23 protein-coding genes and 1 other annotated feature are annotated in these 22,377 nt (G+C 43.9%); of the genes, 15 read left to right on the top strand and 8 right to left on the bottom strand.

Going from position 1 to position 22,377, the window contains the following annotated elements:
- Positions 1–19: 19 nt before the first annotated feature.
- The 3 genes from BMX69_RS11350 to BMX69_RS11340 all read left to right on the top strand — a co-directional run bounded on the left by BMX69_RS11350 (position 20) and on the right by BMX69_RS11340 (position 3,201).
- Positions 20–562, top strand: a complete 543-nt coding sequence (locus tag BMX69_RS11350; protein WP_025233846.1) for a beta-class carbonic anhydrase — start codon at positions 20–22, stop codon at positions 560–562.
- Positions 563–592: 30 nt separating this feature from the next.
- Complete coding sequence (locus tag BMX69_RS11345) at positions 593–1,582, top strand: Gfo/Idh/MocA family protein (RefSeq protein WP_100042396.1); 990 nt, start codon at positions 593–595, stop codon at positions 1,580–1,582.
- Positions 1,583–1,660: 78 nt separating this feature from the next.
- Positions 1,661–1,915, top strand: a binding site (T-box leader).
- Positions 1,916–1,983: 68 nt separating this feature from the next.
- Entirely contained in the window at positions 1,984–3,201 is a 1,218-nt protein-coding gene (locus BMX69_RS11340; RefSeq protein WP_100042395.1) for a pyridoxal phosphate-dependent aminotransferase, read from the top strand.
- 56 nt (positions 3,202–3,257) lie between these two features.
- On the opposite strand, the gene BMX69_RS11335 is transcribed toward BMX69_RS11340, so the two are convergent.
- The 8 genes from BMX69_RS11335 to BMX69_RS11300 all read right to left on the bottom strand — a co-directional run bounded on the left by BMX69_RS11335 (position 3,258) and on the right by BMX69_RS11300 (position 11,423).
- Positions 3,258–4,223: a hypothetical protein gene (locus BMX69_RS11335; protein ID WP_100042394.1), complete on the bottom strand. Its 966-nt coding sequence runs from the start codon at positions 4,221–4,223 to the stop codon at positions 3,258–3,260.
- Between the two features lie 11 nt (positions 4,224–4,234).
- On the bottom strand, positions 4,235–5,818 hold the full coding sequence (locus BMX69_RS11330; protein ID WP_100042393.1) for an MBOAT family O-acyltransferase: 1,584 nt from the start codon (positions 5,816–5,818) through the stop codon (positions 4,235–4,237).
- A 3-nt stretch (positions 5,819–5,821) separates the two neighbouring features.
- The gene (locus BMX69_RS11325) at positions 5,822–6,049 is read right to left on the bottom strand and encodes an acyl carrier protein (protein ID WP_100042392.1); all 228 of its coding nucleotides are present in this window, start codon (positions 6,047–6,049) and stop codon (positions 5,822–5,824) included.
- Positions 6,050–6,062: 13 nt separating this feature from the next.
- Positions 6,063–7,235: a diaminopimelate decarboxylase family protein gene (locus BMX69_RS11320; protein WP_054791778.1), complete on the bottom strand. Its 1,173-nt coding sequence runs from the start codon at positions 7,233–7,235 to the stop codon at positions 6,063–6,065.
- Positions 7,216–8,748, bottom strand: coding sequence for an amino acid adenylation domain-containing protein (locus tag BMX69_RS11315; protein WP_100042391.1), 1,533 nt, complete (start codon positions 8,746–8,748; stop codon positions 7,216–7,218). The genes BMX69_RS11320 and BMX69_RS11315 overlap by 20 nt, the downstream gene beginning before the upstream one ends.
- 6 nt (positions 8,749–8,754) lie before the next feature.
- Positions 8,755–10,083, bottom strand: coding sequence for a HAMP domain-containing sensor histidine kinase (locus BMX69_RS11310; protein ID WP_100042390.1), 1,329 nt, complete (start codon positions 10,081–10,083; stop codon positions 8,755–8,757).
- On the bottom strand, positions 10,073–10,786 hold the full coding sequence (locus tag BMX69_RS11305) for a response regulator transcription factor (RefSeq protein WP_054791775.1): 714 nt from the start codon (positions 10,784–10,786) through the stop codon (positions 10,073–10,075). The genes BMX69_RS11310 and BMX69_RS11305 overlap by 11 nt, the downstream gene beginning before the upstream one ends.
- A gap of 199 nt (positions 10,787–10,985) precedes the next feature.
- Positions 10,986–11,423, bottom strand: coding sequence for an iron chaperone (locus tag BMX69_RS11300; RefSeq protein ID WP_100042389.1), 438 nt, complete (start codon positions 11,421–11,423; stop codon positions 10,986–10,988).
- A gap of 172 nt (positions 11,424–11,595) precedes the next feature.
- Between BMX69_RS11300 and BMX69_RS11295 the strand changes: the two genes are divergently transcribed.
- The 12 genes from BMX69_RS11295 to hypD all read left to right on the top strand — a co-directional run bounded on the left by BMX69_RS11295 (position 11,596) and on the right by hypD (position 22,375).
- Positions 11,596–12,168: a ferritin family protein gene (locus BMX69_RS11295; protein ID WP_054791774.1), complete on the top strand. Its 573-nt coding sequence runs from the start codon at positions 11,596–11,598 to the stop codon at positions 12,166–12,168.
- Between the two features lie 552 nt (positions 12,169–12,720).
- A complete protein-coding gene (locus BMX69_RS11290) occupies positions 12,721–14,628 on the top strand; it encodes an NADH-quinone oxidoreductase subunit 5 family protein (RefSeq protein WP_100042388.1) in 1,908 nt (635 codons plus the stop codon).
- Position 14,629: 1 nt separating this feature from the next.
- Entirely contained in the window at positions 14,630–15,490 is an 861-nt protein-coding gene (locus BMX69_RS11285) for a respiratory chain complex I subunit 1 family protein (protein ID WP_025233832.1), read from the top strand.
- 47 nt (positions 15,491–15,537) lie between these two features.
- Entirely contained in the window at positions 15,538–15,960 is a 423-nt protein-coding gene (locus BMX69_RS11280) for an NADH-quinone oxidoreductase subunit B family protein (protein WP_025233831.1), read from the top strand.
- Between the two features lie 18 nt (positions 15,961–15,978).
- A complete protein-coding gene (locus BMX69_RS11275; protein ID WP_025233830.1) occupies positions 15,979–16,320 on the top strand; it encodes an NADH-quinone oxidoreductase subunit C in 342 nt (113 codons plus the stop codon).
- Positions 16,321–16,356: 36 nt separating this feature from the next.
- Positions 16,357–17,436 (top strand): hydrogenase large subunit, encoded by a 1,080-nt coding sequence (locus tag BMX69_RS11270; RefSeq protein WP_025233829.1) that lies wholly within the window; start codon positions 16,357–16,359, stop codon positions 17,434–17,436.
- A gap of 54 nt (positions 17,437–17,490) precedes the next feature.
- Complete coding sequence (locus BMX69_RS25115) at positions 17,491–17,856, top strand: 4Fe-4S dicluster domain-containing protein (protein WP_115639891.1); 366 nt, start codon at positions 17,491–17,493, stop codon at positions 17,854–17,856.
- Positions 17,823–18,161, top strand: a complete 339-nt coding sequence (locus tag BMX69_RS11260) for a hydrogenase maturation nickel metallochaperone HypA/HybF (RefSeq protein ID WP_025233827.1) — start codon at positions 17,823–17,825, stop codon at positions 18,159–18,161. Before BMX69_RS25115 ends, BMX69_RS11260 begins: the two co-directional genes overlap by 34 nt.
- Before the next feature lie 14 nt (positions 18,162–18,175).
- A complete protein-coding gene (hypB, locus tag BMX69_RS11255) occupies positions 18,176–18,838 on the top strand; it encodes a hydrogenase nickel incorporation protein HypB (RefSeq protein WP_100042387.1) in 663 nt (220 codons plus the stop codon).
- On the top strand, positions 18,802–21,162 hold the full coding sequence (hypF, locus tag BMX69_RS11250) for a carbamoyltransferase HypF (RefSeq protein WP_100042386.1): 2,361 nt from the start codon (positions 18,802–18,804) through the stop codon (positions 21,160–21,162). The genes hypB and hypF overlap by 37 nt, the downstream gene beginning before the upstream one ends.
- A complete protein-coding gene (locus tag BMX69_RS11245) occupies positions 21,119–21,334 on the top strand; it encodes a HypC/HybG/HupF family hydrogenase formation chaperone (RefSeq protein ID WP_025233824.1) in 216 nt (71 codons plus the stop codon). Before hypF ends, BMX69_RS11245 begins: the two co-directional genes overlap by 44 nt.
- 3 nt (positions 21,335–21,337) lie before the next feature.
- On the top strand, positions 21,338–22,375 hold the full coding sequence (gene hypD, locus BMX69_RS11240) for a hydrogenase formation protein HypD (RefSeq protein ID WP_054791772.1): 1,038 nt from the start codon (positions 21,338–21,340) through the stop codon (positions 22,373–22,375).
- Positions 22,376–22,377: the final 2 nt, after the last annotated feature.

The following is a 22,377-nucleotide window of genomic DNA, read 5'->3' as shown; positions in this document are numbered from 1 at the left end:
TGCGGAAGAAGAATGAAGGATGATTAATGAAATACTGAAGTTTAATAAAGAATTTGTAGAAAACAAAGGATATGTAAAATATATTACCAATAAATTTCCGGATAAAAAAGTCGCGATTGTATCCTGTATGGACACAAGATTAACGGAATTATTACCGATGGCCCTTGGGCTTAAAAACGGGGATGCAAAAATTATCAAAAATGCCGGAGGAATTATATCCCACCCATTTGGAAGTGCCATGAGAAGCCTGCTGATCGGTATTTATGAATTGGATGTTAAGGAAATCCTCGTAATCGGCCATACCGATTGCGGGGCCAGACATACGGACAGCAAGAAAATTATTGAAAAAATGAAACAGCGGGGAATTGAACAAAAGAATATCGACCTGGTAAAATACTATGGCATTGATTTTGATACTTGGCTGGGAGGATTTAAGGATCTGGATTTATCCATCAAAAAGTCCGTTGAGCTGATACGCAACCATCCCTTTGTCCCGGAGGAGATCATGATACATGGTCTGGTAATAGATTCTGTTACAGGAGAATTAAGAAAGGTTATTTAACTACTAAGATGTACTTGAGAGGAGATAAGGATGAAATTAGGTATCGTTGGATCAGGAAAGATTGTAAAGGAGTTTCTGCCAATCGTTCATTATTTGGATAAGGTAGAGCTTGCGGCCATTTGCTGTACGAAAAGAAGTGAAGCAGTGGGAAGAGAACTTGGTGAAAAATATAACATAAAACATACTTTTACAGATTATCAGGACTTCTTAAACAGTGATGTGGATACGGTTTATGTAGCTCTGCCTAACCATTTGCACTTCCAGTTTACGAAAGAGGCACTGGAGGCAGGAAAGCATGTGATTGTAGAAAAGCCCTTTACCACAACCTTTAAAGAAGCCCAGATATTAAGCGGGCTGGCAAGAGAGAAAAATCTGTTTTTATTTGAAGCTGTTACTACCCTGTATCTGCCGAATTATAAAAGGATAAAAGAGCTTCTGCCAACCCTGGGAAACATCAAAATCGTTCAGTTCAACTATTCCCAGTATTCCAGTAGATATGACAGCTTCAAAGAGGGCCGCATTCTGCCTGCCTTTGATCCCAATTGTTCCGGCGGTGCGCTCATGGATATCAATATCTATAACATCCATTACGTTGCAGGATTATTCGGAAGGCCGCTTAAGGTGGAATATTTCCCCAATGTGGAGAGAGGGATTGATACCTCTGGAATTTTAATTTTGGACTACGGCACTTTTAAATGTACATGCGTTGGAGCAAAGGACTGCAAGGCTCCTATCGCTAATTATATCCAGGGAGAGAAGGGGGTCATCCGTCAGGATACGCCTGCCAGCATCTGCAGAGGCTTTGAAATCATCATGAATGATGAGACTAAATCCCTTGTAAATGAAGATGATTTTGATCACCGCATGGTGAATGAATTTATGGAATTTCAGGATATGATCTGCGGCAATGATCTGGAAAGGTGCTATCAGCTTCTGGACCACACCCTGCTTGTAAGCGAAATCCAGACAACTGCAAGACATAAGGGAGGAATCCGCTTCCCGGCAGATGAGGAAATTTAAGACCGGGTTATCTGTGGAGATAAATTATTTTTAGTAATTGACAATTCCTCCTGCCTGTGTTATTATTGCGGAAATAGTGAAAAGGCAATGAAGAGAAATAGTACATATACAATAAATTTCAGAGAGAAGATGGTTGGTGCGAATCTTTATTTTAGTATATCGAAGCAGTCTCGGAGCTTTGAACCGAAAAATGGTTTCCCTGATTCCAGGGAGATGGTTTAGTAGGCTTCAACGTATTCCCACGTTACAGGGGCACGATATGATAGTATCGTAGAGAGTGCAGAGATTTCTCTGAATTTAGGTGGTAACACGGATTGTACATTCGCCCTAAACGTTTCGACGTTTAGGGCGTTTTTTTATTACCTTCACTTATTAAATTACATAGAAAGAGGAGAGCAATGATGAGAAATTTTGAAAAATCCAGTAAGCTGGATCATGTGTGTTATGATATCAGAGGCCCGGTCATGGATGAAGCAAACCGGATGATCGATCAGGGAGTTGATATATTAAAATTAAATATTGGAAATCCGGCTCCCTTTGGTTTTCGTGCGCCGGAGGAACTGCTTCGGTTAATGAACGAAAACCTGTCCCATACGGAAGGCTACTCGGATTCCAAGGGTCTATTATCAGCCAGAAAGGCCATCGTAAAATACTGTCAGAAAAAAGGGATCGAACAGGTCACTGTGGATGATGTATACACGGGAAACGGCGTAAGCGAGCTGATCACCCTAGCCATGCAGGGGCTGTTAAACAGCGGGGATGAGATTCTGGTCCCTTCTCCAGACTATCCTTTATGGACCGCGTCCGTAACCCTTTCGGGAGGAACCGCTGTCCATTACATGTGCGACGAAGAGGCGGAGTGGTACCCGGATATCAACGATATCAAAAGTAAAATTACAAGCAGAACCAAGGGGATTGTCATCATCAACCCCAACAATCCTACCGGTACCCTGTATCCCAGGGAAGTCCTTGAGGAGATTGTGGAAGTATGCCGGAAACATGGGCTGATCATCTTTGCAGATGAAATTTATGACAGGCTTGTTTTTGACGGCCTGGAACATGTATCCATTGCCTCTCTGGCACCGGATCTTTTGACCATCACATTCAATGGCCTATCGAAGTCCCATTTAATTGCAGGATACCGCTGCGGCTGGATGAGCCTTTGCGGCGATAAATCCTTTGCAAAAGGCTATGTGGAAGGGATAAACTTATTGTCCTCCATGAGGCTTTGCTCCAATGTTCCGGCCCAGTCCGTAATCGAGGCTGCACTGGAAATGGAAGAGGAAACAAAGCAATTGATGATACCGGGTGGAAGAATATACGAACAGAGAGAATACACCTGCCGGGCGTTAAATGAGATTCCGGGAATTTCCGTCATAAAACCAAAAGCAGCCTTTTACATGTTTCCTAAAATCAATACCAGTAAATGTAACATCTATGATGATGAAAAGTTTGTATTAGACTTTTTAAAGGATAAGAAGATTCTGCTGACTCATGGAGGCGGGTTCCACTGGGAAAAACCGGATCATTTCCGGGTCGTTTACCTTCCGGAGCTAAGCCAGTTAAAAGTGGCATGTGAAAAGCTGGCGGATTTCATGTCCTATTACATACAAAAATAGTGACAAAAGAGCATTGGAAACAGTCTGTATTCCAGCTGTCCAATGCTCTTTAAATGTTAATGCTGTTCTGTCAGTTTGAGATAATTTTTAAACTCTTTGTTCCAGCCTGCAAACAGATCATTCTTCCGGTGGTCGGTTAAGTCTGTGTGCTCTGATAAATATTTCCCCATATAGTCTGACACTTTTTTTGCTCCAAAGTAGTTTAAGTGATCACCGTCATCGCGGGAATCTTTTGCCCAGTCAATGCCCAGGGTATCGATATCTAAATTTAAGTCAATGTAAGTCAGCTGGTTTTCGTTGGCAAAAGCTGCGGCAGCATTGTGCTTGGCGTAGGACCAGCACTTTGGCGACGGTGCGCTGTATAGGATCAGTTTGATATCCTTATCCCTGCACAGGCTTGCGATTTTGTTTAAGTATAATAAGGGCTGCTCGTCGATCACATAAATATCGTCTGTTTCAGTAACATAAGGCCCACGTTTATAGGGATTCACAATAGCGCTGTACTGATATCCCTTATAAACCGTAATTTGCTCCTGCCTTATCTTATGGCCTAAGGATTTCAGCATATAAAAATGAAAATATTTCCAATTGTCATGGTATTTGTAAATGGGAAATATTTTTTTGACTGTTTCCTCAATGGAGGTCTCAAGGGTATTGATGTATTTGAAATCCCGGTAAAATGCATTGGTTTCCAGAAAAACAACCTTTGGGTGCTGGTTTTTAAGCACCCGTTCCAGCAGATAGTAAGTATCCTGAAGCTGCTGGCTTGGGACGCCGCAGTTATATCCTGTATAGCCGTAATCATTCCATATTTCCATGGGGGAAATGCTGGCACTGCATTCGCTGTCCCCGATCGCCACATAGTCTATGGTGTTTTTTGGTTCCTTTAGGATGCCGTTTGCCTTTTTATACAGGCTGTCTCCCATGTTATTGTATGGAATCAGCAGGTAGGAGGCAATGTACAATAAAAGAAAAAGTCCGGTTAAAAATGAAATTGTTTTTATCCTGTTTTTGCTCTTCATCTCATCACCTCTTAAAATCCGGCATAAATTAATTTTGCAGGTATATATCCGTCGCCGTAGGCCCCCAAAACAATGACAAGGAGGATTGCGGCGTAAAGAAAGCTCCAGCGGGCAAACATATTCCAGCCGGAAATCCTTTCACGGATTGAGATGCCCCGTTCATGGATTACACCTACGGTATATACCGCTAGAAAACCAAAGAATACCGCAATGAAATCCGGCAAAGACAGACCAAGCTTAAGGAGTGAACCGTCAGTGACCGCAGACCAGTGGAAGCCGGTGAAGATGGACCGGAACATATTCACGCCGGTGGTCAGATTGTTGGCCCGGAAGAAAAGTTCTCCCGTAAATACAATGATAAGCAGCTTCACTGTCTGAAAACTTCTGTACAAGCTGCAGGACCTGTTGATCCTTAAGGTACTTGTAATCCTTTGGACCTCCGGCTCCAACAGATTCTCCATGAGAATGAGGACAAAATAATACATTCCAAAGAAAATATAGTTCCAGCCCGTTCCGTGCCACAGACCGTTTAAGATCCACACGCCAAACAGAGCGACAGAAGAGGAGATAATCTGCCCATAATGCTTTCCGAATTTAGCCCGTGATTTCTTTCCCAGATTCTTAACGAATTTGGTTAAGGATATGGGATAAAAGATATAATCCTTTAGCCAGGTGCCAAGGGTGATATGCCAGCGTCTCCAGAATTCCGATGCGGTTTTGGAGAAAAAGGGCTGACGGAAGTTTTCGGGAATGGTTACTCCAAACATTTCTCCTGTTCCAATGGTCATGTCAATACAGCCGGAAAAATCTGCATATAGCTGAAAGGTATATAAAACGGCACCTGCGATAACGATGATCCCGCCGTAATGATTAGGGGTATCGAAGATCGTTTCCACAAGCAGATTAAGTCGGTCTGCAATAACAAGCTTTTTAAATAATCCCCACATGATCCGCTGAAGGCCGTAAGTAACGTTCTTGTATTCCAAAGGTTTTCCCTGACAAAGGGCCTTAGCAGTCTGCGAGTAGCGGCAGACAGGTCCTTCCAACAGGGTTGGAAAAAAGGAGAGATACAAGGCCAGTCTGCCTAGATTGTCGTCAGCCTCTATTTTTTCATAATAAACATCGATCAGATATGAGACCGCCTGCAGGGTGTAAAAGGAGATACCGATAGGCAGGGCAAACTTCATGGCAGGCAGAAGCCTTGGGAAAGAGACTGCTTTTAATACCAGGTTAAAGTTTTCAAAAAAGAAGCCGGAGTATTTTAAAATCAATAAAATACTAAGCTGCAAGCCGATTCCAAGCCATAAGATCCTGCGGCGTTTGGTCTCATAGGCTGCTTTTTCTGCCTTTTTATTCTCAGGGGCGTGAGCCGCCGATAGAAAGTCCTTTTTACAGGAAGTAAGCCATAGACCGATGTGGTGAATGGAAAGGGTGGAAAAAAGCAGGTATACCAGCAGCTTTCCGCTAAAGGACAGGAAAAAGACATAACTGGCGGTAAGAAGTATTTTATAACGGAAGCTTTGGGGTGCAAGCTGGTAGGCCAGCAATACAACCGGCAAAAAGATGAATAGGTACAGGAGTGAATTGTAGGCCATCTTTTATTCCTCTTTTAGCCGATGGATCATATCCCAAATTGCCTGTGCAGAGTTAAAATTAGCGGGTACCATGTCTATGGGAGTGATCTCAATGCCAAATGCATCTTCAAGCTCCGGGATGAGAGAGAGAATGGAAAATGAGTCTAAGAGCCCTCCGTCAATGAGCCTTGTTTCTATTTCATAATCAATGCCTGGGTTAATATCGTTTAAGATCTCTAATAATTGTTCCATGATTTTGTCTCCTTTATAGTTGAAAATAATTGAAAGCATTCGTTTGTATATGAGGTCTTGCAATGCGGAAGTTCTCTTTTGCAGAATAGAGAAGGATCTGCGGTAAATCCCGGCTTAAAAATAGGGACATGCCTTCTGTTGCCGAATAAGCGCCGGTTTTTTGGAATATGATCCGGTCTCCGGTCTGCAGGTTTTTGAAAGGGTATTTCTTAACAAGCACATCATTCACCGTGCAAAGAGAGCCGCAGACCGTCCATTCTTCTTTTTCTCCTTCCCGTTGATTAAAATGAAGGACAGGCGGTCTTTTCATGGCCAGCATTTGCCCGTAATAATTTAGCTGGTGGATACCGCCGTCAACAATGCAGTAAGGCTCTCCCTTGTTTGTTTTCCGATCCACCACGCTGGTTACGTAGAAACCACAGGGGGCGGCGATAAATCTGCCCATCTCCAGTGCGACCCTGCCTCCGAACGTAAGATTCTTGACAGACTCTGCAAGACCATTTAACATCTGATCTTCCTCATTTTTCTCTTCTTCAAAATAGCAGACAGGAAGCCCGGGACCATACTCCAGCCGTTTGACAGGAAAGCTGTAATCTTGCTTTAATTCCCGGCAGAACTGGTCCAGCATATGAAGTTCATTTTCCAGTTTTGCTATAGATTTCTTTTGGGTTCCGGAAAAGTACTGGATCCCTTCAATGGTTATAAATTCATGGGTGCCGTCTTCAATGATTTGCCGGATCAGGCTTTCATCCATACCGAACTGATTCCCGGAAGTAAGGCGGAGGAGGACACGAATGGGTGTTTGAAGCATTGCGCTGCAGTCTGAAAGAAGCTGCCAGTGGGAGAGGGACTCGGCGGTATAAATGATCTTATCTCCATAATGTTTCAGCGCATATTCTATGTCCTCAGGCTTCTTATGTACACCGGACATAATAACTTTCCCCATGTTGATTCCGGCTCTTTCACAGATGGCGAATTCGCCGGGAGAGCAAACCTCAAAGGAATCCACAACTTCCTCTAAATCCTTAATTACAAATGGATTGGCCTTCATGGCATAGCATAATTCCACGTCCTCTCCAAGGACACTCCTGATTTTTCTGATCTGTTCAGCCAGGATATCCGTATCAAAAATGTAGAATGGGGTTTGGTACTCATGAATGTCATATTCAAATCTTATCTCGTTCATGGCTGTTTCCTTTACATACTTCCAATAATTTTTTTCTGTCTATTTTTCCGTTGGCGGTAACCGGCAGTTCCGGCAGGGAATAAAACGCGGATGGAATCATATAAACCGGAAGGGATTCCCTCATCCGTACTGAAATTTCCCCTCCCTCCATCTCGCCAACATAAAATGCCCGGATCCGGTTTTTCTCCTCATCAAAGACGCAGCATGCCCGCTGAATGAGAGGGAAGCTGTTTATGACGGCTTCGATCTCTTCCAGTTCGATGCGGTGTCCCATGTGCTTGATCTGAAAGTCCTTTCGTCCGGCAAAGCAAAGGTCCCCGTTCTCATGATAGAAGGCCAGATCCCCGGTCCGGTAAATCGTTTCCAGGCAGTGAGTGTTAAGGGGATTTTGGATAAATGCCTTTTTTGTCTGCTCAGGATTGTTATAATATCCCAGGGCCAAAGCGGTTCCGGATACGCAAATCTCTCCAATCTGGTCCTTTTCTGTGACTAGTTTGTCATCCTGATCCAGGAGGAAGACCTTTTCATTGGGAAATGCCTTTCCTATGGGAAGGGTTTCATGGGCTTCAAATTTCCGTTCCACAGGATAGTAGGTACAGTTGCATGTGATTTCAGTAGGTCCGTACAAGTTTACGTATCTCGCATCAGGAAGGTATTTCTGCCAGGTTGTTAAATGCTTAACAGGCATTGCTTCACCGCTGAATAAGACCTTACTAACCCTGGAGGGAACCTTATAGGTGAACCCCTTTAATTGGGGAATCAGACACAGGGCGGAAACCGCCCAGATCAGGGTCGTTACCTGGTGTTCGCATAAGAAGTCAAGGAGCTCCGTCGGAATGGAGAATAATTTTTTCGGGATAATGACCATGGTGGCTCCCACTTTAAGGGTGGAGTATATATCCTTAACAGACACATCAAAGTCAAAGGGGGCCTGATTCCCGATTTTGTCCTCCCCGGTTATGCCGAACATGGAAGGGAAGTATTCCATAAAATCAATCACCGACCGGTGGCTGACCAATACCCCCTTAGGAACGCCGGTAGAGCCTGAGGTAAAGTTACAGTACAGAGGATCGATATCCAGGGCCTGATCACGGATAAGCTTTAGGGGCTCCTCCCTGATTTCGCTTTTTACAATCTCATGGTAATCAAACAGATGACCGGAAAATTCCACGCCTTCCGGCAGGACTCTGGAATCCCCCAAAGTGATGACAGAATCTGCTTCCAGCACCTTAAGAATCTGGCTGATCCGCACAGCAGGCTGTGCGGGGTTTATCAGTACATAAAAGCATCCGGCATATACAATGCCCATGAATGTTGTAAGAGCCTCCACGCTTTTATCCATAAAAACCACAACAGGGTTTCCAGGTGATTCATAACCGGTAAGAAAGCTGCCGATCTGCTTTGCATGTAATAACAGTTCCTTGTAAGAGCAGCTATTCTCCTGATCCACCGCAGCAATTTTCTCCGGATAGATGCTTGCAGAGTGCTCAAGATACTCCAGTACGTTTCTCATAGGTTGTTACTCCTCTCTGTCTGGTTCGATTGGAAACGTCACACGAACTTTAAAATTTGTCCGGTTTTTTTGTATCTCAAAGGTACCATTCATCTGTTCTACTATTTTCAGGCAGGTTTTAAGTCCAATGTTGGTGCTTTCTAAAAACATGCTGTCCCTGCGGATTTCATTGGAGATGGTAATAATCAGGTCAATTCCGTCTATATGGCTTTTGACAAAGACCGGCCCGTTGCTGCCGGCGTATTTTCTTACATTGGAAAACAGATTATCGAATAACCGTCTTAAATATTGGATATCAGCGGTTATGCTGCAGGACTCCTCTACAAATTCTGTTTTAACGTCAAGCCCCAGGTTGCCGAGATCAAATACGTACTCCATAAGCAGCTGCTGGAGAAGGATCTTAGCGTCAAAGGTCTCCATCTGCATCAATATCTTCTCTTTGCCGAACACAAGAAAATACTGGAATAGCCGGTCAGATAAATCCTTTAGCTGAATGGATTTATCTCTGCAGCTTTTGATGTATTTGTCAAACTGTTCTTCCGAATGATAGCTTTTTGAATCCAGTATTTCCAAGTAGCCGATCAGCGAGGTTAGGGGAGTGCGGATATCATGGGACATGGAAGTGATCAGCTCACTGTTTGCTTCCCAGGCTTCTTTTTCGCTTTTATACCTTGTAATGATAGAATTTCTCATGTTATCCGCATTTTTTGCCAGCAATGCAATCTCATCATTCCCTTTATAGAAAATCGGCTGCTCCAGATCCCCTTTTTCTATCAGGGATACCTCTTTTGACAAAAGCATGATCCGGGCAATGATCCGGTGGTTATAGAAAATCAGGATCACAAACAGAAACAGGAAAAAAACTCCCCATGAAATATAAGTTACCAGGTTATACCATTTGATTTCCGAGGAATCAATGATGGACACGGAATAGGTGCCGTCGCTGAAGGAAATATCCCGAATGGCCTGTTTGCTGCTTTCCCCAATGGAACTGGCAGTTTCATAGGGAGCGTATGCATCATTCCAGAATCCGGATTCATAGATGATTTCGTTGCCGTTAAAAATTGTTACGTAGACGTATTTATGGTTCTTTACCCATTTGGATATGGATCTTACATTTTTTACTGATATGTTATATTTATTAATGTAATTTTCAAACGAATTTTGATAACCGGTCAATCGCTTCCATGCGGCATCCTCATTCATATGGTTCCTGGATACCAGATAATCGCCAAAAGCCTGGGAGGCAAAGTACATCCCAAAGCTGATGACTGCGCCAATGATCAATACAAATACCTGCTTATATCGTAAAGACGAGATCCATTTATGCTTCATCGATCTGATAGCCCTTTCCCCAGACGGTTCGTATGATGGTAGGATTGTTAAAATCCAGCTCCAGTTTTTTACGAAGCTTTAAAATGTGTACCATAACAGTATTAGTGGAAGACGGGAGGAACTTATCATTCCATACGTCCTCGTAGATTGCCTGTGCATCCTTGGCTTTTCCTCTGTTCTTTACAAGATACATCAGAACCTGGAACTCCGTGTCCGTAAGCTCGATTTTTTGATTTTCCCGATAAACGAAATGGCCTGTTGTATCGATCATAAGATCCTGCAGCCGGATTTCTGAACTATTGAAAAGAGGTGTTCCTTTCCCTTTATAAACAACATATCGTCTTAAAAGAGATTGGACCTTCATAAGAAGCTCTGCCTGTGAAAATGGCTTTACAAGATAATCATCACCGCCGTTTTCATAGGCTTCTGTTTTATCGCATTCCTTTGATTTTGCGGTTAAAAACAAGACGGGGGCAGAAGATATCCTCCGGATCTGGGTACAGGCATCGATTCCTGATAAACCTGGCATCATGATGTCTAAAATAATAAGGTCAATATCAGGATTATCTGTGACGGCTGCGACTGCATCACTTCCGTTTGCTGCTTCTGACACGGAATAGCCTTTGTTTTCCAGCTGAATGCGAAGGACTTCCCGGATGTCTGCATCGTCATCTACTACCAATATCTGCTGCAATGTACTCATGGATCGGCAGCCTCCTTTCTATTATTTCAATATGAAAAATTATATCATTTATGGATAGAATGACAATGAAATTCAGGGGAATTAAGAATTATTAAGATTTGGTCCGTGAGTAAAAAAGACCGGTCAGGAAGGACCGGTCTTTGTGTTCTTTTTAAGGGAATATGCCATGCCCATGCAGGCATCGCCGGACCGCAGCTCATCAAGCATCTGGTCGATCCGCTTTCTGCGGGTTCTGGACGCGCAAGGTCTTTTCCTTTGTTTTCCCCGCTTTTTTCTCTTCCATAAGAACGGCCTGTTCGGCTGTCCGAAAGCGGACTATCCTTCCTATGAGTTCAAGGGGAAGGGGCTTATCATATGGAAACTGGACCGTGCCCTTTGAGCAATGGTATTCCTTCAAATCTTCCTGAAAGGCAATGATTGCGGATGGGGTCGGATGAAAACCGACATGTTTTTTTCCCGCTGAGAAATGTACCAGATTGCCGTAATAGTCAAATGTGGCCATTCCCCAGCTGATTTTTTCCGTTGCTTCCGGTGCTGACTCTTTTATGGTCTGGTACAGCTTTTCCAGAATGGGCTGTATTTTCATGCTTTGTGCTGCGATGTATTCACCAATGGTAGTTGGGAGCTTCTGTTCCATATCATACCTCCTTTTTCTGCACTTTTTATTATTTTACCATAAATGCCCTGTTTAAGAGACTTCTCTATATTTAAAAAATAATATCACATTTCCATTAATTTTGCCTGAAACCAACACTGGTTATACGAAAATATCATAGAATATGGAAAGACTCTTATTCGGAGATCACAAAATGGGTTATTACGACTACGAAGGCTACCAGCCATATTCTTATGATTATATTCCGCCATATTGGAATACACCGGCAACTCCCCTGTCATTTCAACAGATGATGAATACTGATATTTTCACATATCCCCAGAATCTAAATGGTGCCCTTGAACTTATTCTGGAAGCACTATCGGGTGAAACAGAGGACAGGATATTTTATATGTGGCTTATAAACCAGGCTTCCTCAGAAGAGGATAAGCAGATAATATCCGGTATCCGTGACAATGAATTGGGACATTATGCATTGTTCCGGCAAATTTATCAGGATTTAACCGGTGAGATGCCCCCATCTGCGGAAGGAGAAGCTTTTGTGGAGCCAGAAAGCTATTGCGCAGGTTTGTCAAGAGCCTTGTTAGGCGAGCAGAGTGCAGTACAAAAATACCGTAAGATCCTTTATGCCATGCAGTCACGTCTTCATATAAATATAATGGTTGAAATCATCACAGACGAAATCAGGCACGGAATTTTATATAGCTATCTCTATTCTAAAAATGGCTGCGGAAGGCAAAATCAGAATCAGACAAATAACGCCTAAAATCATATTTACTAAGCAGCCGGATCCTATGAAATCCGGCTGCTTATTTCTCTGCTGTTTTATCATGATATTTCATGTGATGTTCCTTCCTATTAATGGGCGTGACGGCAGGAGATACAGAGAGAACATCATCAAAGGCCATTGGGATGCCTTTTTCTACTAATTTAACGGTTTCTTCACACACCGGTTTTCTGTATGAAAGTTAAAATTTCGTTAAAAAATGTGTGTTATTTTTGAAGGCCTGTTAAGAAGTTGTATATATTTTTGCAAAAATATATGGTTTATTCTTGTATTTCCCCCTTTTATTCTGATTTGTGGAGAGCTCTCACTTTCTTTTGAATTGGTTTTTTATACTGTGTTTTTTCGTGTAAAAACTGTGTAAATTGTACACAAAACAAAACATTGACAACCACTTTTAGTGTGATATAATGAGCACGAATTAATCGATGATGCGGTAAAGAGGATACATCTGGAGAATTTTGACGGTATCGTTGATTTTTTTTATTCTCAATTGTGACAGATATAATAAAACAAAAGCAAGGTGATGAGTGTATGGGTGCGATTACAGTATTGATTTTATTTCCATTGGCTGCAGCGTTAGGAATCTTACTGGTCAAAAATGATGGGGTAAGAAATATGATTGTCAGGGTAGGAGCCGCAGGTACGGCTGTTTTGACACTGACAGTTGTAGGGTTATATTTTAAGAGCGGAATTGCTTTGTCCTTCCGTTTGGAAAAAGCAATTGAGGTTATCATGGCAATTACAGAGACGGCAATCGCTGCGTATGTAATTTCCATCGGAATCAGGTATAAAAAATATGTTATTTCGGTTTTGTCGTTTGTACAGGCGGCTGCAATGCTTTGTTTTGAATTTACGGTAAAGCATAATATTGAAGTTAAGCATGCCATGATTTTCGACAAACTTACGGCAATTATGGTACTGGTTATTGGACTGGTAGGGAGCCTGATTTGTATTTATGCCGTGGGTTATATGAAGACTTACCATACCCACCACAAAGAATACAAAGAAAGGAAAAGCTTCTTTTTCGCAGTTCTATTTTTATTCCTTTCTGCCATGTTTGGAATCGTATTGAGCAATGATCTTACATGGATGTATTTTTGCTGGGAGCTTACGACACTTTGCTCCTTCCTGCTGATCGGTTATACAAAGACAACAGAAGCCAGAAACAATTCCTTCCGTGCCCTGGTGATTAATCTGGGCGGCGGAGTTGCTTTTGCAGCTGGGATCATTTTCATCGGCATTTATTATAAAACCCTGGAATTGTCAGTGGTTACTTCCATGAAGCCGGAAGCGGCAATGATGATACCCGTATTTTTCCTGTCCCTGGCTGCACTGACCAAATCAGCCCAGCTTCCATTCTCCTCCTGGCTTCTCGGAGCAATGGTGGCGCCAACTCCTTCTTCCGCTTTGCTGCATTCCGCAACCATGGTAAAAGCAGGAGTGTACTTAATCATCCGTCTTGCGCCGCTGTTAGGATCGACTCCTGTTGGAAGAACCGTAACCTTTGTGGGAGGAATCACGTTTCTTGCCTGTTCCCTGATGGCTATTTCCCAAAGTGACGCAAAGAAGATTTTAGCTTATTCCACTTTGGCAAACTTAGGGCTCATCGTAATATGTGCCAGCATCGGAACCCAGGAATCCTTATGGGCTGCCATCCTGTTGATTATATTCCATGCAGTATCCAAATCCCTGCTTTTTATATCCGTTGGTTCCATCGAGCATCAGATCGGAAACCGGGATGTGGAAAACATGGATGTACTCCTTGGAATTTCTAAAAAGCTTGCGCTCTATATGATGATCGGTATCGCCGGAATGTTTCTGGCCCCCTTTGGAATGCTGATATCAAAATGGGTAGCCATGAAGGCGTTTATTGATTCCAATAATGTTATCACTGTTATTATACTTGCCTACGGAAGCGCCGCCACATTGTTTTACTGGACAAAATGGATGGGGAAACTGGTTTCAAGGGCCAATATGAGCCATCAGATTGAAAGCAAATTTCATCTTGATGAAGAGATTCCCATTACAATCCTTGCGGCAATGGTAGTGGTGTCCTGCTTTACCTTTCCGCTGGTATCAAAATATGCTCTGATTCCTTATCTGACGGAGGTATTTGGAAGGACGGCTTTGATCCCCATCGGAACAAATGATATTAAGCTGATGCTGTGCATGCTGAGTATGCTCATCCTACTGCCCATCAGTTTTATTCCGATGTATAAGAATGATAAAAGAAGAAAAGTACCGGTTTATATGGCAGGAGAAAACACCGGAGATAACGAAACATTCTATGGAGCCATGAATGAAAAACGAAAGATGGAACTGAGCAACTGGTATATGGAAGATTATTTTAGCCCCAAGAGATTAACTCTGTGGAGTGATGTCATAGCTGCCGCAATATTAGTTGGCGGAGTCATAATGATGATAGGAGGAATGGCGTAATATGAATATTTTGATCATGATTGGGATCGCCGTGCTTGCTCCTGTTGCCGGAGGGCTGCTGACAGGAATTGACCGTATTATATCAGCCAGACTTCAGGGGAGACAGGGACCGCCCTTATTACAACCATTTTATGATGTACTGAAGCTGTGCCAGAAGGAATCCATAGAGGTGAATTCCATGCACCGTTTCTTCGTGTATATCTCCCTTGCATTCGTGGTATTCACCACGGTGATCCTGCTTTCAGGGGGAGATATCCTGTTAGCTATATTTGCCCTGACTCTTGGTTCTGTATTTTTCGTATTAGGCGGCTATGCATCCAATTCTCCCTATAATACCATTGGTTCGGAAAGGGAATTGCTGCAGATCATGGCTTATGAGCCAATGGTACTGCTTACCTGCGTTGGCCTTTACTATGCTGAGAACAGTTTTTTTGTAAGGGATATCGTAACGGCACAAACGCCCTCGATCATCTATCTTCCGGGAGTGTTTGTTGGACTTTTGTTTATCCTGACATTTAAGCTTAGAAAATCCCCCTTTGATTTAAGCATGTCCCATCATGGGCATCAGGAAATCGTAAAGGGTATTACCACTGAGTATTCCGGTAAGGATCTGGCTGTGATTGAGGTAACTCACTGGTATGAGGTGATTATTACTCTGGCTCTTGTGTATGTGTTTTTTGCAACGGCTGCGCCGATGAGCCGTGTTTTTGCGGTCATCGTATGCCTGCTGGTTTATTTTCTTGAAATTATCATAGATAATGGAGCTGCCAGGGTGAAATGGCAGCAGGCTCTTAAATCAGCGTGGATCGTAACCGGAATCATGGGTACGGTGAACTTAATCATCCTGTCATTTTTCAGATAATTCCTGGCAGGTCATGAAAGCTGCCAAGAGGCGGAATGGAGGATATTATGAGTGTTGTAAAAAAATCGCCATGGATTCTGCATTATGACGGAACCAGCTGCAACGGCTGTGACATAGAGGTACTGGCATGTCTTACACCTCTTTATGATGTGGAGCGTTTTGGAATCATCAATACAGGCAATCCGAAGCATGCGGATATTTTACTCATTACGGGCAGCGTAAATGAACAGAATATCCCAGTTGTAAAGCAGCTATATGAACAGATGCCTGATCCAAAGGCAGTGGTGGCTGTTGGAATCTGTGCCACCTCAGGAGGCATTTTTGCAGAGTGCTATAACGTGGTCGGCGGAGTAGATAAGGTGATCCCGGTGGATGTTTACGTGCCGGGCTGTGCAGCTCGTCCGGAATCGATTATTGATGGCGTTGTGAAAGCGCTTGATATTCTGGAAGAAAAGAGAAAGAAGCATTGATTCATGAGGAGGCAAATTATGGCTGAACAGATATTAAAAGAGATCTCCGCGAATGATCTGCTGGCGGAGACACTGAAAATAAAAAATGACGGTTACCGGCTTGTTGCTGTTACCTGTACCAATAAAGACGGTATGGAATTGACCTATTCCTTTGATAAGGATCATGATCTTATAAACCTTCGGATCTTAACCGATACAGAGACGGAACTGCCTAGTATCAGTATTATATATCCGTATTCCTTTCTGTATGAAAATGAGATAAAGGAACTGTTCGGGGTAAAGATCACGGGTATAACGCCGGACTTTAACGATAACTTATATAAGATCCCGGTCAAAACACCGTTTCATATGAACGATTAGGTATGATGCCATCTGGCGTCAGAATGGAGGCTACTTATGGGAAACAGGACAATTGTTCCGTTTGGTCCTCAGCATCCGGTGCTTCCGGAACCGATCCATCTGGATCTGGTTTTGGAGGATGAAAGGGTTATTGAGGCGATCCCCAGAATCGGATATATTCACAGAGGTCTGGAAAAACTGGTAGAAAAGAAGGATTATCAGCAGTATGTCTATGTTGCGGAGCGGATCTGCGGCATCTGTTCCTTTATGCATGGCATGGGATACTGTATGTCTATAGAGAGCATTATGGAGGTGGAAATTCCGGAGCGGGCAAAATTCCTGCGGACCATATGGGCAGAGCTGTCCCGTCTGCACAGCCATCTTTTATGGCTGGGCCTTCTGGCAGATGCCTTTGGATTTGAAAGCCTGTTCATGCATTCCTGGAAGTTAAGAGAGCAGGTTTTAGACATTTTTGAAGAGACTACCGGAGGCAGGGTCATATTTTCCGTATGCGATGTCGGCGGTGTGAAAAAGGATATCTCTTCTGAGACCTTAAACAAGATGAAAGAGGTCTTAACCGGCATGGAGAAGGAATTAAAGGAGGCTGCCGCCGTATTTTTAAACGATTCCACCGTAAAACTCCGCACAAAAGGAGTTGGCGTACTGTCTAAGGAAGCAGCGTTCGAACTGGGAGCCGTCGGTCCCATGGCAAGGGCCAGCGGGATTGAAATGGATATAAGGTCTCAGGGATATGCGGCATATGGTCAACTGGATTTTAAGCCGATCACAGATCAGGGCGGGGACTGCTATGCAAGAACCAAAGTCCGGATCGGGGAACTGTTCCAGTCCATTGATCTTATCAGGCAGTGCATTGCCATCATACCCGATGGTGAGGTGAAAAGAAAGGTAACGGGAAATCCAAAGGGAGAGCATTTTACCCGTTTGGAGCAGCCGAGAGGAGAGGTGCTTTATTATACAAAGGCAAACGGAACAAAATTCTTAGACAGAGTCAGGGTCCGTACTCCTACCTTTGCCAATGTCCCGGCCTTGCTGGAGACTTTAAAGAACTGTTCTCTTGCCGATGTGCCGATTCTGATCCTTACCATTGATCCATGCATCAGCTGTACCGAGCGATGATCGGCCCGGTTCATAGATATCATTGCTGGGAAGAACAGCGGAATTGAGGATAGTATGTCTATATTAAGGATGTCAAAGACGCTTTTAAAAAACCTGTTACATGGTCCCTATACGGTTCCATATCCGGTTAAGCGAAAGGAAACATATGAACGCACCAGAGGAAAAATCGAGATATCGGTGGATGATTGTATATTCTGCGGGATGTGCGAAAGAAAGTGTCCTACAGGAGCCATTCAGACAGATAAATCGAAAGCTCTTTGGAGCATTGAGAGGCTTCAGTGTATTCAATGCGGTTATTGCAGTGAAGTATGTCCGAAGAAATGTCTGAGGATGGAAAATCAATACACAAAGCCATCATACGGAAATGTAAGGGATGAATATGTGAAATGCATGAATACCCAATCACCCAGCGAATCATAGAAATTGCCGGAGAATATGCTGAAAAGCACCACGCAGAGGAAGTAAAGGTCATCAATCTGGTGGTGGGAGATACCTGCGGTTATGTGGCCAGTTCCATTGAACTTTATTTTGACATAATAGCGGAAGGAACTCCCTGTGAAAAAGCAAAACTTCATATTAAAAGGGTAACACCTGAGCTGAAATGCAGCACCTGCGGGAAATTATTTGTCCGGAAGCCCTTCACCTTTGAATGTCCTTTTTGTAAAGGAGAAGGACGGCCCACAGATATCGGACAGGAATTTTATATTAAGTCGATTGAAGTTTAGAAATGGAGGAAACGATGTCTGAGAACAGGGAAATAGAAATCATGCAGTCGGTCTACGACAAGAATGACCAGGTTGCATCACAGATCAATGCATCATTAACAAATAACGGTATTTATGCCATCAATGTAATGGGAGCACCGGGAGCGGGAAAAACCACTTCCCTGATACAGATTATCAAACGCCTTACGGATGTGACCTCTTATGTCATCGAAGGAGATATTGAGGCGGACTTTGATACAAAAACCCTTCAGTCCCTTGGGGTAAAGGCCATTCAGATCAATACAGGCGGAGCCTGCCATCTGGATTCGCCCCTGATCGGAGCTGCGGTGGATGAACTGAAGATCAGCGATGGAATTCTGTTTATTGAAAATATCGGCAATTTAGTGTGTCCTGCCGAATTCATGATCGGTGAACACGCAAAGATGCTGATTTCAACCGTAACAGAGGGCAGTGACAAGCCATATAAATATCCCCTGGCATTTGAAAAGGCTGATCTGATTTTGCTGAATAAATGTGATCTTCTGCCATATATTGATTTTGACGAGGACTTTTTTATGAAGGGAGTCCGGGCTTTGAATCAAACGGCTCCGGTGATCAAGGTATCTGGAAAGACAGAAGAAGGTTACGAAAAGGTAGTAGAATGGATTGTGGAAAAAACAAGGTCATTACAAAAATAATAAAGGTTTACGGCATTGTACAAGGGGTTGGATTCCGGCCCCTTGTTTATCGTGCAGCCAAACAATACGGGATAAAGGGAACGGTCCGCAACGTGGGTGGCTATGTTGAGATCGTGGCACAGTCTGAAGAGGCAGTTCTTGGCCGGTTTCTATCTGGCCTTAAGGAAAACAAGAGGGGCGGCTATGAAATCATAAAGATGGAAGCAGAGTTACTTCCCTTCCAGGAGTTTGAAGATTTTCTCATTATAAAGAGTGAGTCCAGTGTGGAAATATTAGTGATCCCGCCGGACCTTCCGGTTTGTCCGGAATGCATGAGAGAGCTTTCCCAAGCATCGGACAGAAGATATCAGAATCCCTTTATCAGCTGTATGTCCTGCGGCCCCAGATATACCATAATGGAAGACCTGCCTTATGACAGAAACCGGACATCCATGGAGGACTTTCCTATGTGCGATGCCTGCCGGGAAGAATATACCTCACCGGAAAGCAGGCGTTTTCACGCACAGACCATTTCCTGCAATGACTGCGGCCCTTACTTAATCTATCAGGATAAGGAAAATGGCTTTCATGAACTGTCAGAAAGAGAAGCGTTTGAAAAGACGGTAAAGGTTCTGTCACAAGGAGGAATTGTTGCAGTTAAGGGGATCGGAGGCTTTCATCTGGTTTGTTCTCCTTTTTTGGAAGAAACCGTGAACCGGCTTCGAAAATTAAAGGGGAGGGAGGAAAAGCCTTTTGCAGTCATGTTCCCGGGAATTTCGGAGATAAGAAAGTTCTGTCTGGTCTCTGAGGAAGAAAAGACATTGCTGGAATCAAAAGCAAGGCCAATCGTGCTGCTATCCATGGAACAGGATCCTATGGCACCTTCCACGGGGAATGGAAGTCTTTATTGCGGTGCTTTTCTGCCTTATACACCTCTTCAATATATGCTGACTGCAGAACTTGGGCCTCTTATCATGACGAGCGCCAATTTTTCCGGGCAGCCTGTTATTCGGGAGGATGGCCCCATGCTGGCTCTCTCCTCCCCTTATTTAAGCGGAGTATTATATAATAAAAGAAGGATCGTCCGTTCCGTGGATGATTCTGTTGCCAAAATCATAGAGGGTAAGCCCCAGCTGATCCGAAGAAGCAGAGGCTATGTCCCTTATCCTGTTTTTCTTTCTAAGGAAGAAGGAAAGGAAAGCGGGACCAACACCGGAGTTTTTGCGGCGGGAGGAGATTTAAAGGCCGCCTTCTGCCTCTGTCAAAAAGGAAATGCAGTGGTATCCCAGTATTTCGGAGACCTGGAGGAAGAAACAGTGATGGAGGAATATCAAAGATCCTATGAAGATCTGGCCAGGCTGTTACGAATGGCTCCAGGGTTAGCGGTATGCGATCTCCATCCAAACTACCACTCCACGCATTTTGCTAAAACTCTGGGTCTCCCCGTTCTTAAGGTGCAGCACCACCATGCTCATATTGCGTCGGTCATGGCTGAACACGATTTAAAGGGGCCTGTGATCGGAGTTGCTTTTGACGGGACAGGCTATGGAACCGATGGGAATATATGGGGCGGAGAGTTTCTTATCTGTGAAGGAAGTGGCTTCATACGGGCAGCCCATGTAAGCATGTTTCCCATTCTGGGAGGTGACGGGTCAATGAGGGATGCTAAGAAAACGGCGTCCTGTTTTCTGCTTCACGCAGGCCTTGAAGCTTACGTCCAGGATGAGAGAATCTGTGTGATAAAAGCAGCCCTTGAGCATAACGTCAACAGGGTCTTTACTTCCAGTATGGGACGCCTGTTTGATGCGGCAGCGTCTGTTTTAAATATCGGCCATGAGAACCATTATGAAGGGGAATGTGCCATATTGTTTGAAAAAGAGGCAGTGCTTGCAGAAAGAAAGGATATAAAGCCGGCTGACTTATGTTTTGGCATAAAGGAAAGGGAGGGGATCCTTGAATTAGATCCACGTCCGGTTTTTGAGGCTCTTAGCACCATGAGAAATAAGGTGGAGACAGGTTCTCTGGCACTTGGCTTTCATCTTGCTCTGGCACAAGCCACAGCATCTGTGTGTGAAAGACTGGAGAGAGAATGCTTAAGCAATACTGTAGCCTTAAGCGGCGGCGTTTTTCAGAATTCCCTGCTGACAGGGCATACGGTCAGGCTTTTAAAGGAAAAGGGATTTAACGTCTATTTGAACAGTGTGGTTCCTCCAAACGACGGGGGAGTGAGCCTGGGTCAGGCTTATCTGGGAAATAACTATTTAAAATCCGATCATATGGATTTGGAAAGGACAGGATGCCATGTGCGTAGCAGTACCGGGAAAAATAATTCAGATAAAAGGTGATTATGCAAAGGTCAATATTATGGACAACATCACCGATGCCAATATAAAGCTGGTGGATGCGAAAATAGGAGATTATGTTCTCATACATGCCGGCTGTGTTATTGATGTCTTAAAGGAAGACGTAGCCGAGGAAATTCTCACGATTTTTTCCCAGCTTCAGGAGGAACAGTAGAATATGATCCACCAGGTGATAGATGAACTGAAAAATTATGACGGAAGGCCCGTAAAGATCATGGAAGTGTGCGGGACCCATACGTCCAGCATCTTTAAAAACGGCATCCGTTCCATGATTTCTCCTAAGATCCAGCTGATTTCAGGACCAGGCTGTCCGGTCTGTGTTACCCCTTCCGCCTATATTGATAAGCTGACGGAATACTCCCTAAAGGAGAACCATTGCGTGCTGACCTTTGGAGATATGATGAAAGTCAAAGGGAGCAAGATGACCCTGACTGAAGCAAAGGCGGCAGGAGGCAGGGTAAAGATCCTCTATTCTCCGCTTATGGCTGTTGCGGAAGCGGAACAAAACAGAGAGATCCAATATATCTTTGCAGCAGTGGGGTTTGAAACCACGGTTCCTGTTTATGCCCTGCTTCTTGAGGAAATCCGGCAGAAGAAACTGAATAATTTAAAACTCATGACCTCCTTAAAGACAATTGTACCGGCTCTTTCCTTTATCTGCGAAAATGAGAAAAACATTGACGGCTTTTTAAGCCCCGGACATGTCAGCGTAATCACCGGAAGTATCGCATACCGGGAGCTGGCAGCCAGATACCGGAAGCCTTTTGTAATAGCAGGTTTTGAAGGGGAGCATATCCTTGCCGCCATATATGAGATCATGACCCAGATAAAGAAGCAGCGCTTTGAGGTGAAAAATTTGTATGCCAGCGCTGTGACGGAAGAGGGAAACCAGAAAGCAGCAGCTTTTATCAAAGAATATTTTGAAGCGGCGGATGGCTTTTGGCGAGGAATCGGAGTCATAGAAGGATCCGCTCTGAGACTTAAGGAAGAATACGGAGCCTATGATGCGGGAAGCGCGGAAGAAGAGCTTGAAGAGGATATGCCAATCGGCTGCAAGTGTACGGATGTGATCCTCGGACGGATCAATCCGTCGGATTGCCCGTTGTTTAAGACCGCCTGCAATCCGCTTCACGCGGTAGGCCCCTGTATGGTGTCTCCAGAAGGATCCTGCGGCATCTGGTATCAGAATTCATGATC

Origin of the sequence: Lacrimispora sphenoides JCM 1415 (assembly GCF_900105615.1) — a bacterium.
Classification (GTDB): domain Bacteria; phylum Bacillota; class Clostridia; order Lachnospirales; family Lachnospiraceae; genus Lacrimispora; species Lacrimispora sphenoides.
Note: the sequence above shows the minus strand (reverse complement) of the source record. Positions and strands in the feature narration are given on the sequence as shown.

Coding starts and splice junctions, on each gene's coding strand:
- BMX69_RS11350 (WP_025233846.1), top strand. CDS start 20: ATGATTAATGAAATACTGAAGTTTAATAAAGAATTTGTAGAAAACAAA.
- BMX69_RS11345 (WP_100042396.1), top strand. CDS start 593: ATGAAATTAGGTATCGTTGGATCAGGAAAGATTGTAAAGGAGTTTCTG.
- BMX69_RS11340 (WP_100042395.1), top strand. CDS start 1,984: ATGAGAAATTTTGAAAAATCCAGTAAGCTGGATCATGTGTGTTATGAT.
- BMX69_RS11335 (WP_100042394.1), bottom strand. CDS start 4,223: ATGAAGAGCAAAAACAGGATAAAAACAATTTCATTTTTAACCGGACTT.
- BMX69_RS11330 (WP_100042393.1), bottom strand. CDS start 5,818: ATGGCCTACAATTCACTCCTGTACCTATTCATCTTTTTGCCGGTTGTA.
- BMX69_RS11325 (WP_100042392.1), bottom strand. CDS start 6,049: ATGGAACAATTATTAGAGATCTTAAACGATATTAACCCAGGCATTGAT.
- BMX69_RS11320 (WP_054791778.1), bottom strand. CDS start 7,235: ATGAACGAGATAAGATTTGAATATGACATTCATGAGTACCAAACCCCA.
- BMX69_RS11315 (WP_100042391.1), bottom strand. CDS start 8,748: ATGAGAAACGTACTGGAGTATCTTGAGCACTCTGCAAGCATCTATCCG.
- BMX69_RS11310 (WP_100042390.1), bottom strand. CDS start 10,083: ATGAAGCATAAATGGATCTCGTCTTTACGATATAAGCAGGTATTTGTA.
- BMX69_RS11305 (WP_054791775.1), bottom strand. CDS start 10,786: ATGAGTACATTGCAGCAGATATTGGTAGTAGATGACGATGCAGACATC.
- BMX69_RS11300 (WP_100042389.1), bottom strand. CDS start 11,423: ATGGAACAGAAGCTCCCAACTACCATTGGTGAATACATCGCAGCACAA.
- BMX69_RS11295 (WP_054791774.1), top strand. CDS start 11,596: ATGGGTTATTACGACTACGAAGGCTACCAGCCATATTCTTATGATTAT.
- BMX69_RS11290 (WP_100042388.1), top strand. CDS start 12,721: ATGGGTGCGATTACAGTATTGATTTTATTTCCATTGGCTGCAGCGTTA.
- BMX69_RS11285 (WP_025233832.1), top strand. CDS start 14,630: ATGAATATTTTGATCATGATTGGGATCGCCGTGCTTGCTCCTGTTGCC.
- BMX69_RS11280 (WP_025233831.1), top strand. CDS start 15,538: ATGAGTGTTGTAAAAAAATCGCCATGGATTCTGCATTATGACGGAACC.
- BMX69_RS11275 (WP_025233830.1), top strand. CDS start 15,979: ATGGCTGAACAGATATTAAAAGAGATCTCCGCGAATGATCTGCTGGCG.
- BMX69_RS11270 (WP_025233829.1), top strand. CDS start 16,357: ATGGGAAACAGGACAATTGTTCCGTTTGGTCCTCAGCATCCGGTGCTT.
- BMX69_RS25115 (WP_115639891.1), top strand. CDS start 17,491: ATGTCTATATTAAGGATGTCAAAGACGCTTTTAAAAAACCTGTTACAT.
- BMX69_RS11260 (WP_025233827.1), top strand. CDS start 17,823: ATGCATGAATACCCAATCACCCAGCGAATCATAGAAATTGCCGGAGAA.
- hypB (WP_100042387.1), top strand. CDS start 18,176: ATGTCTGAGAACAGGGAAATAGAAATCATGCAGTCGGTCTACGACAAG.
- hypF (WP_100042386.1), top strand. CDS start 18,802: ATGGATTGTGGAAAAAACAAGGTCATTACAAAAATAATAAAGGTTTAC.
- BMX69_RS11245 (WP_025233824.1), top strand. CDS start 21,119: ATGTGCGTAGCAGTACCGGGAAAAATAATTCAGATAAAAGGTGATTAT.
- hypD (WP_054791772.1), top strand. CDS start 21,338: ATGATCCACCAGGTGATAGATGAACTGAAAAATTATGACGGAAGGCCC.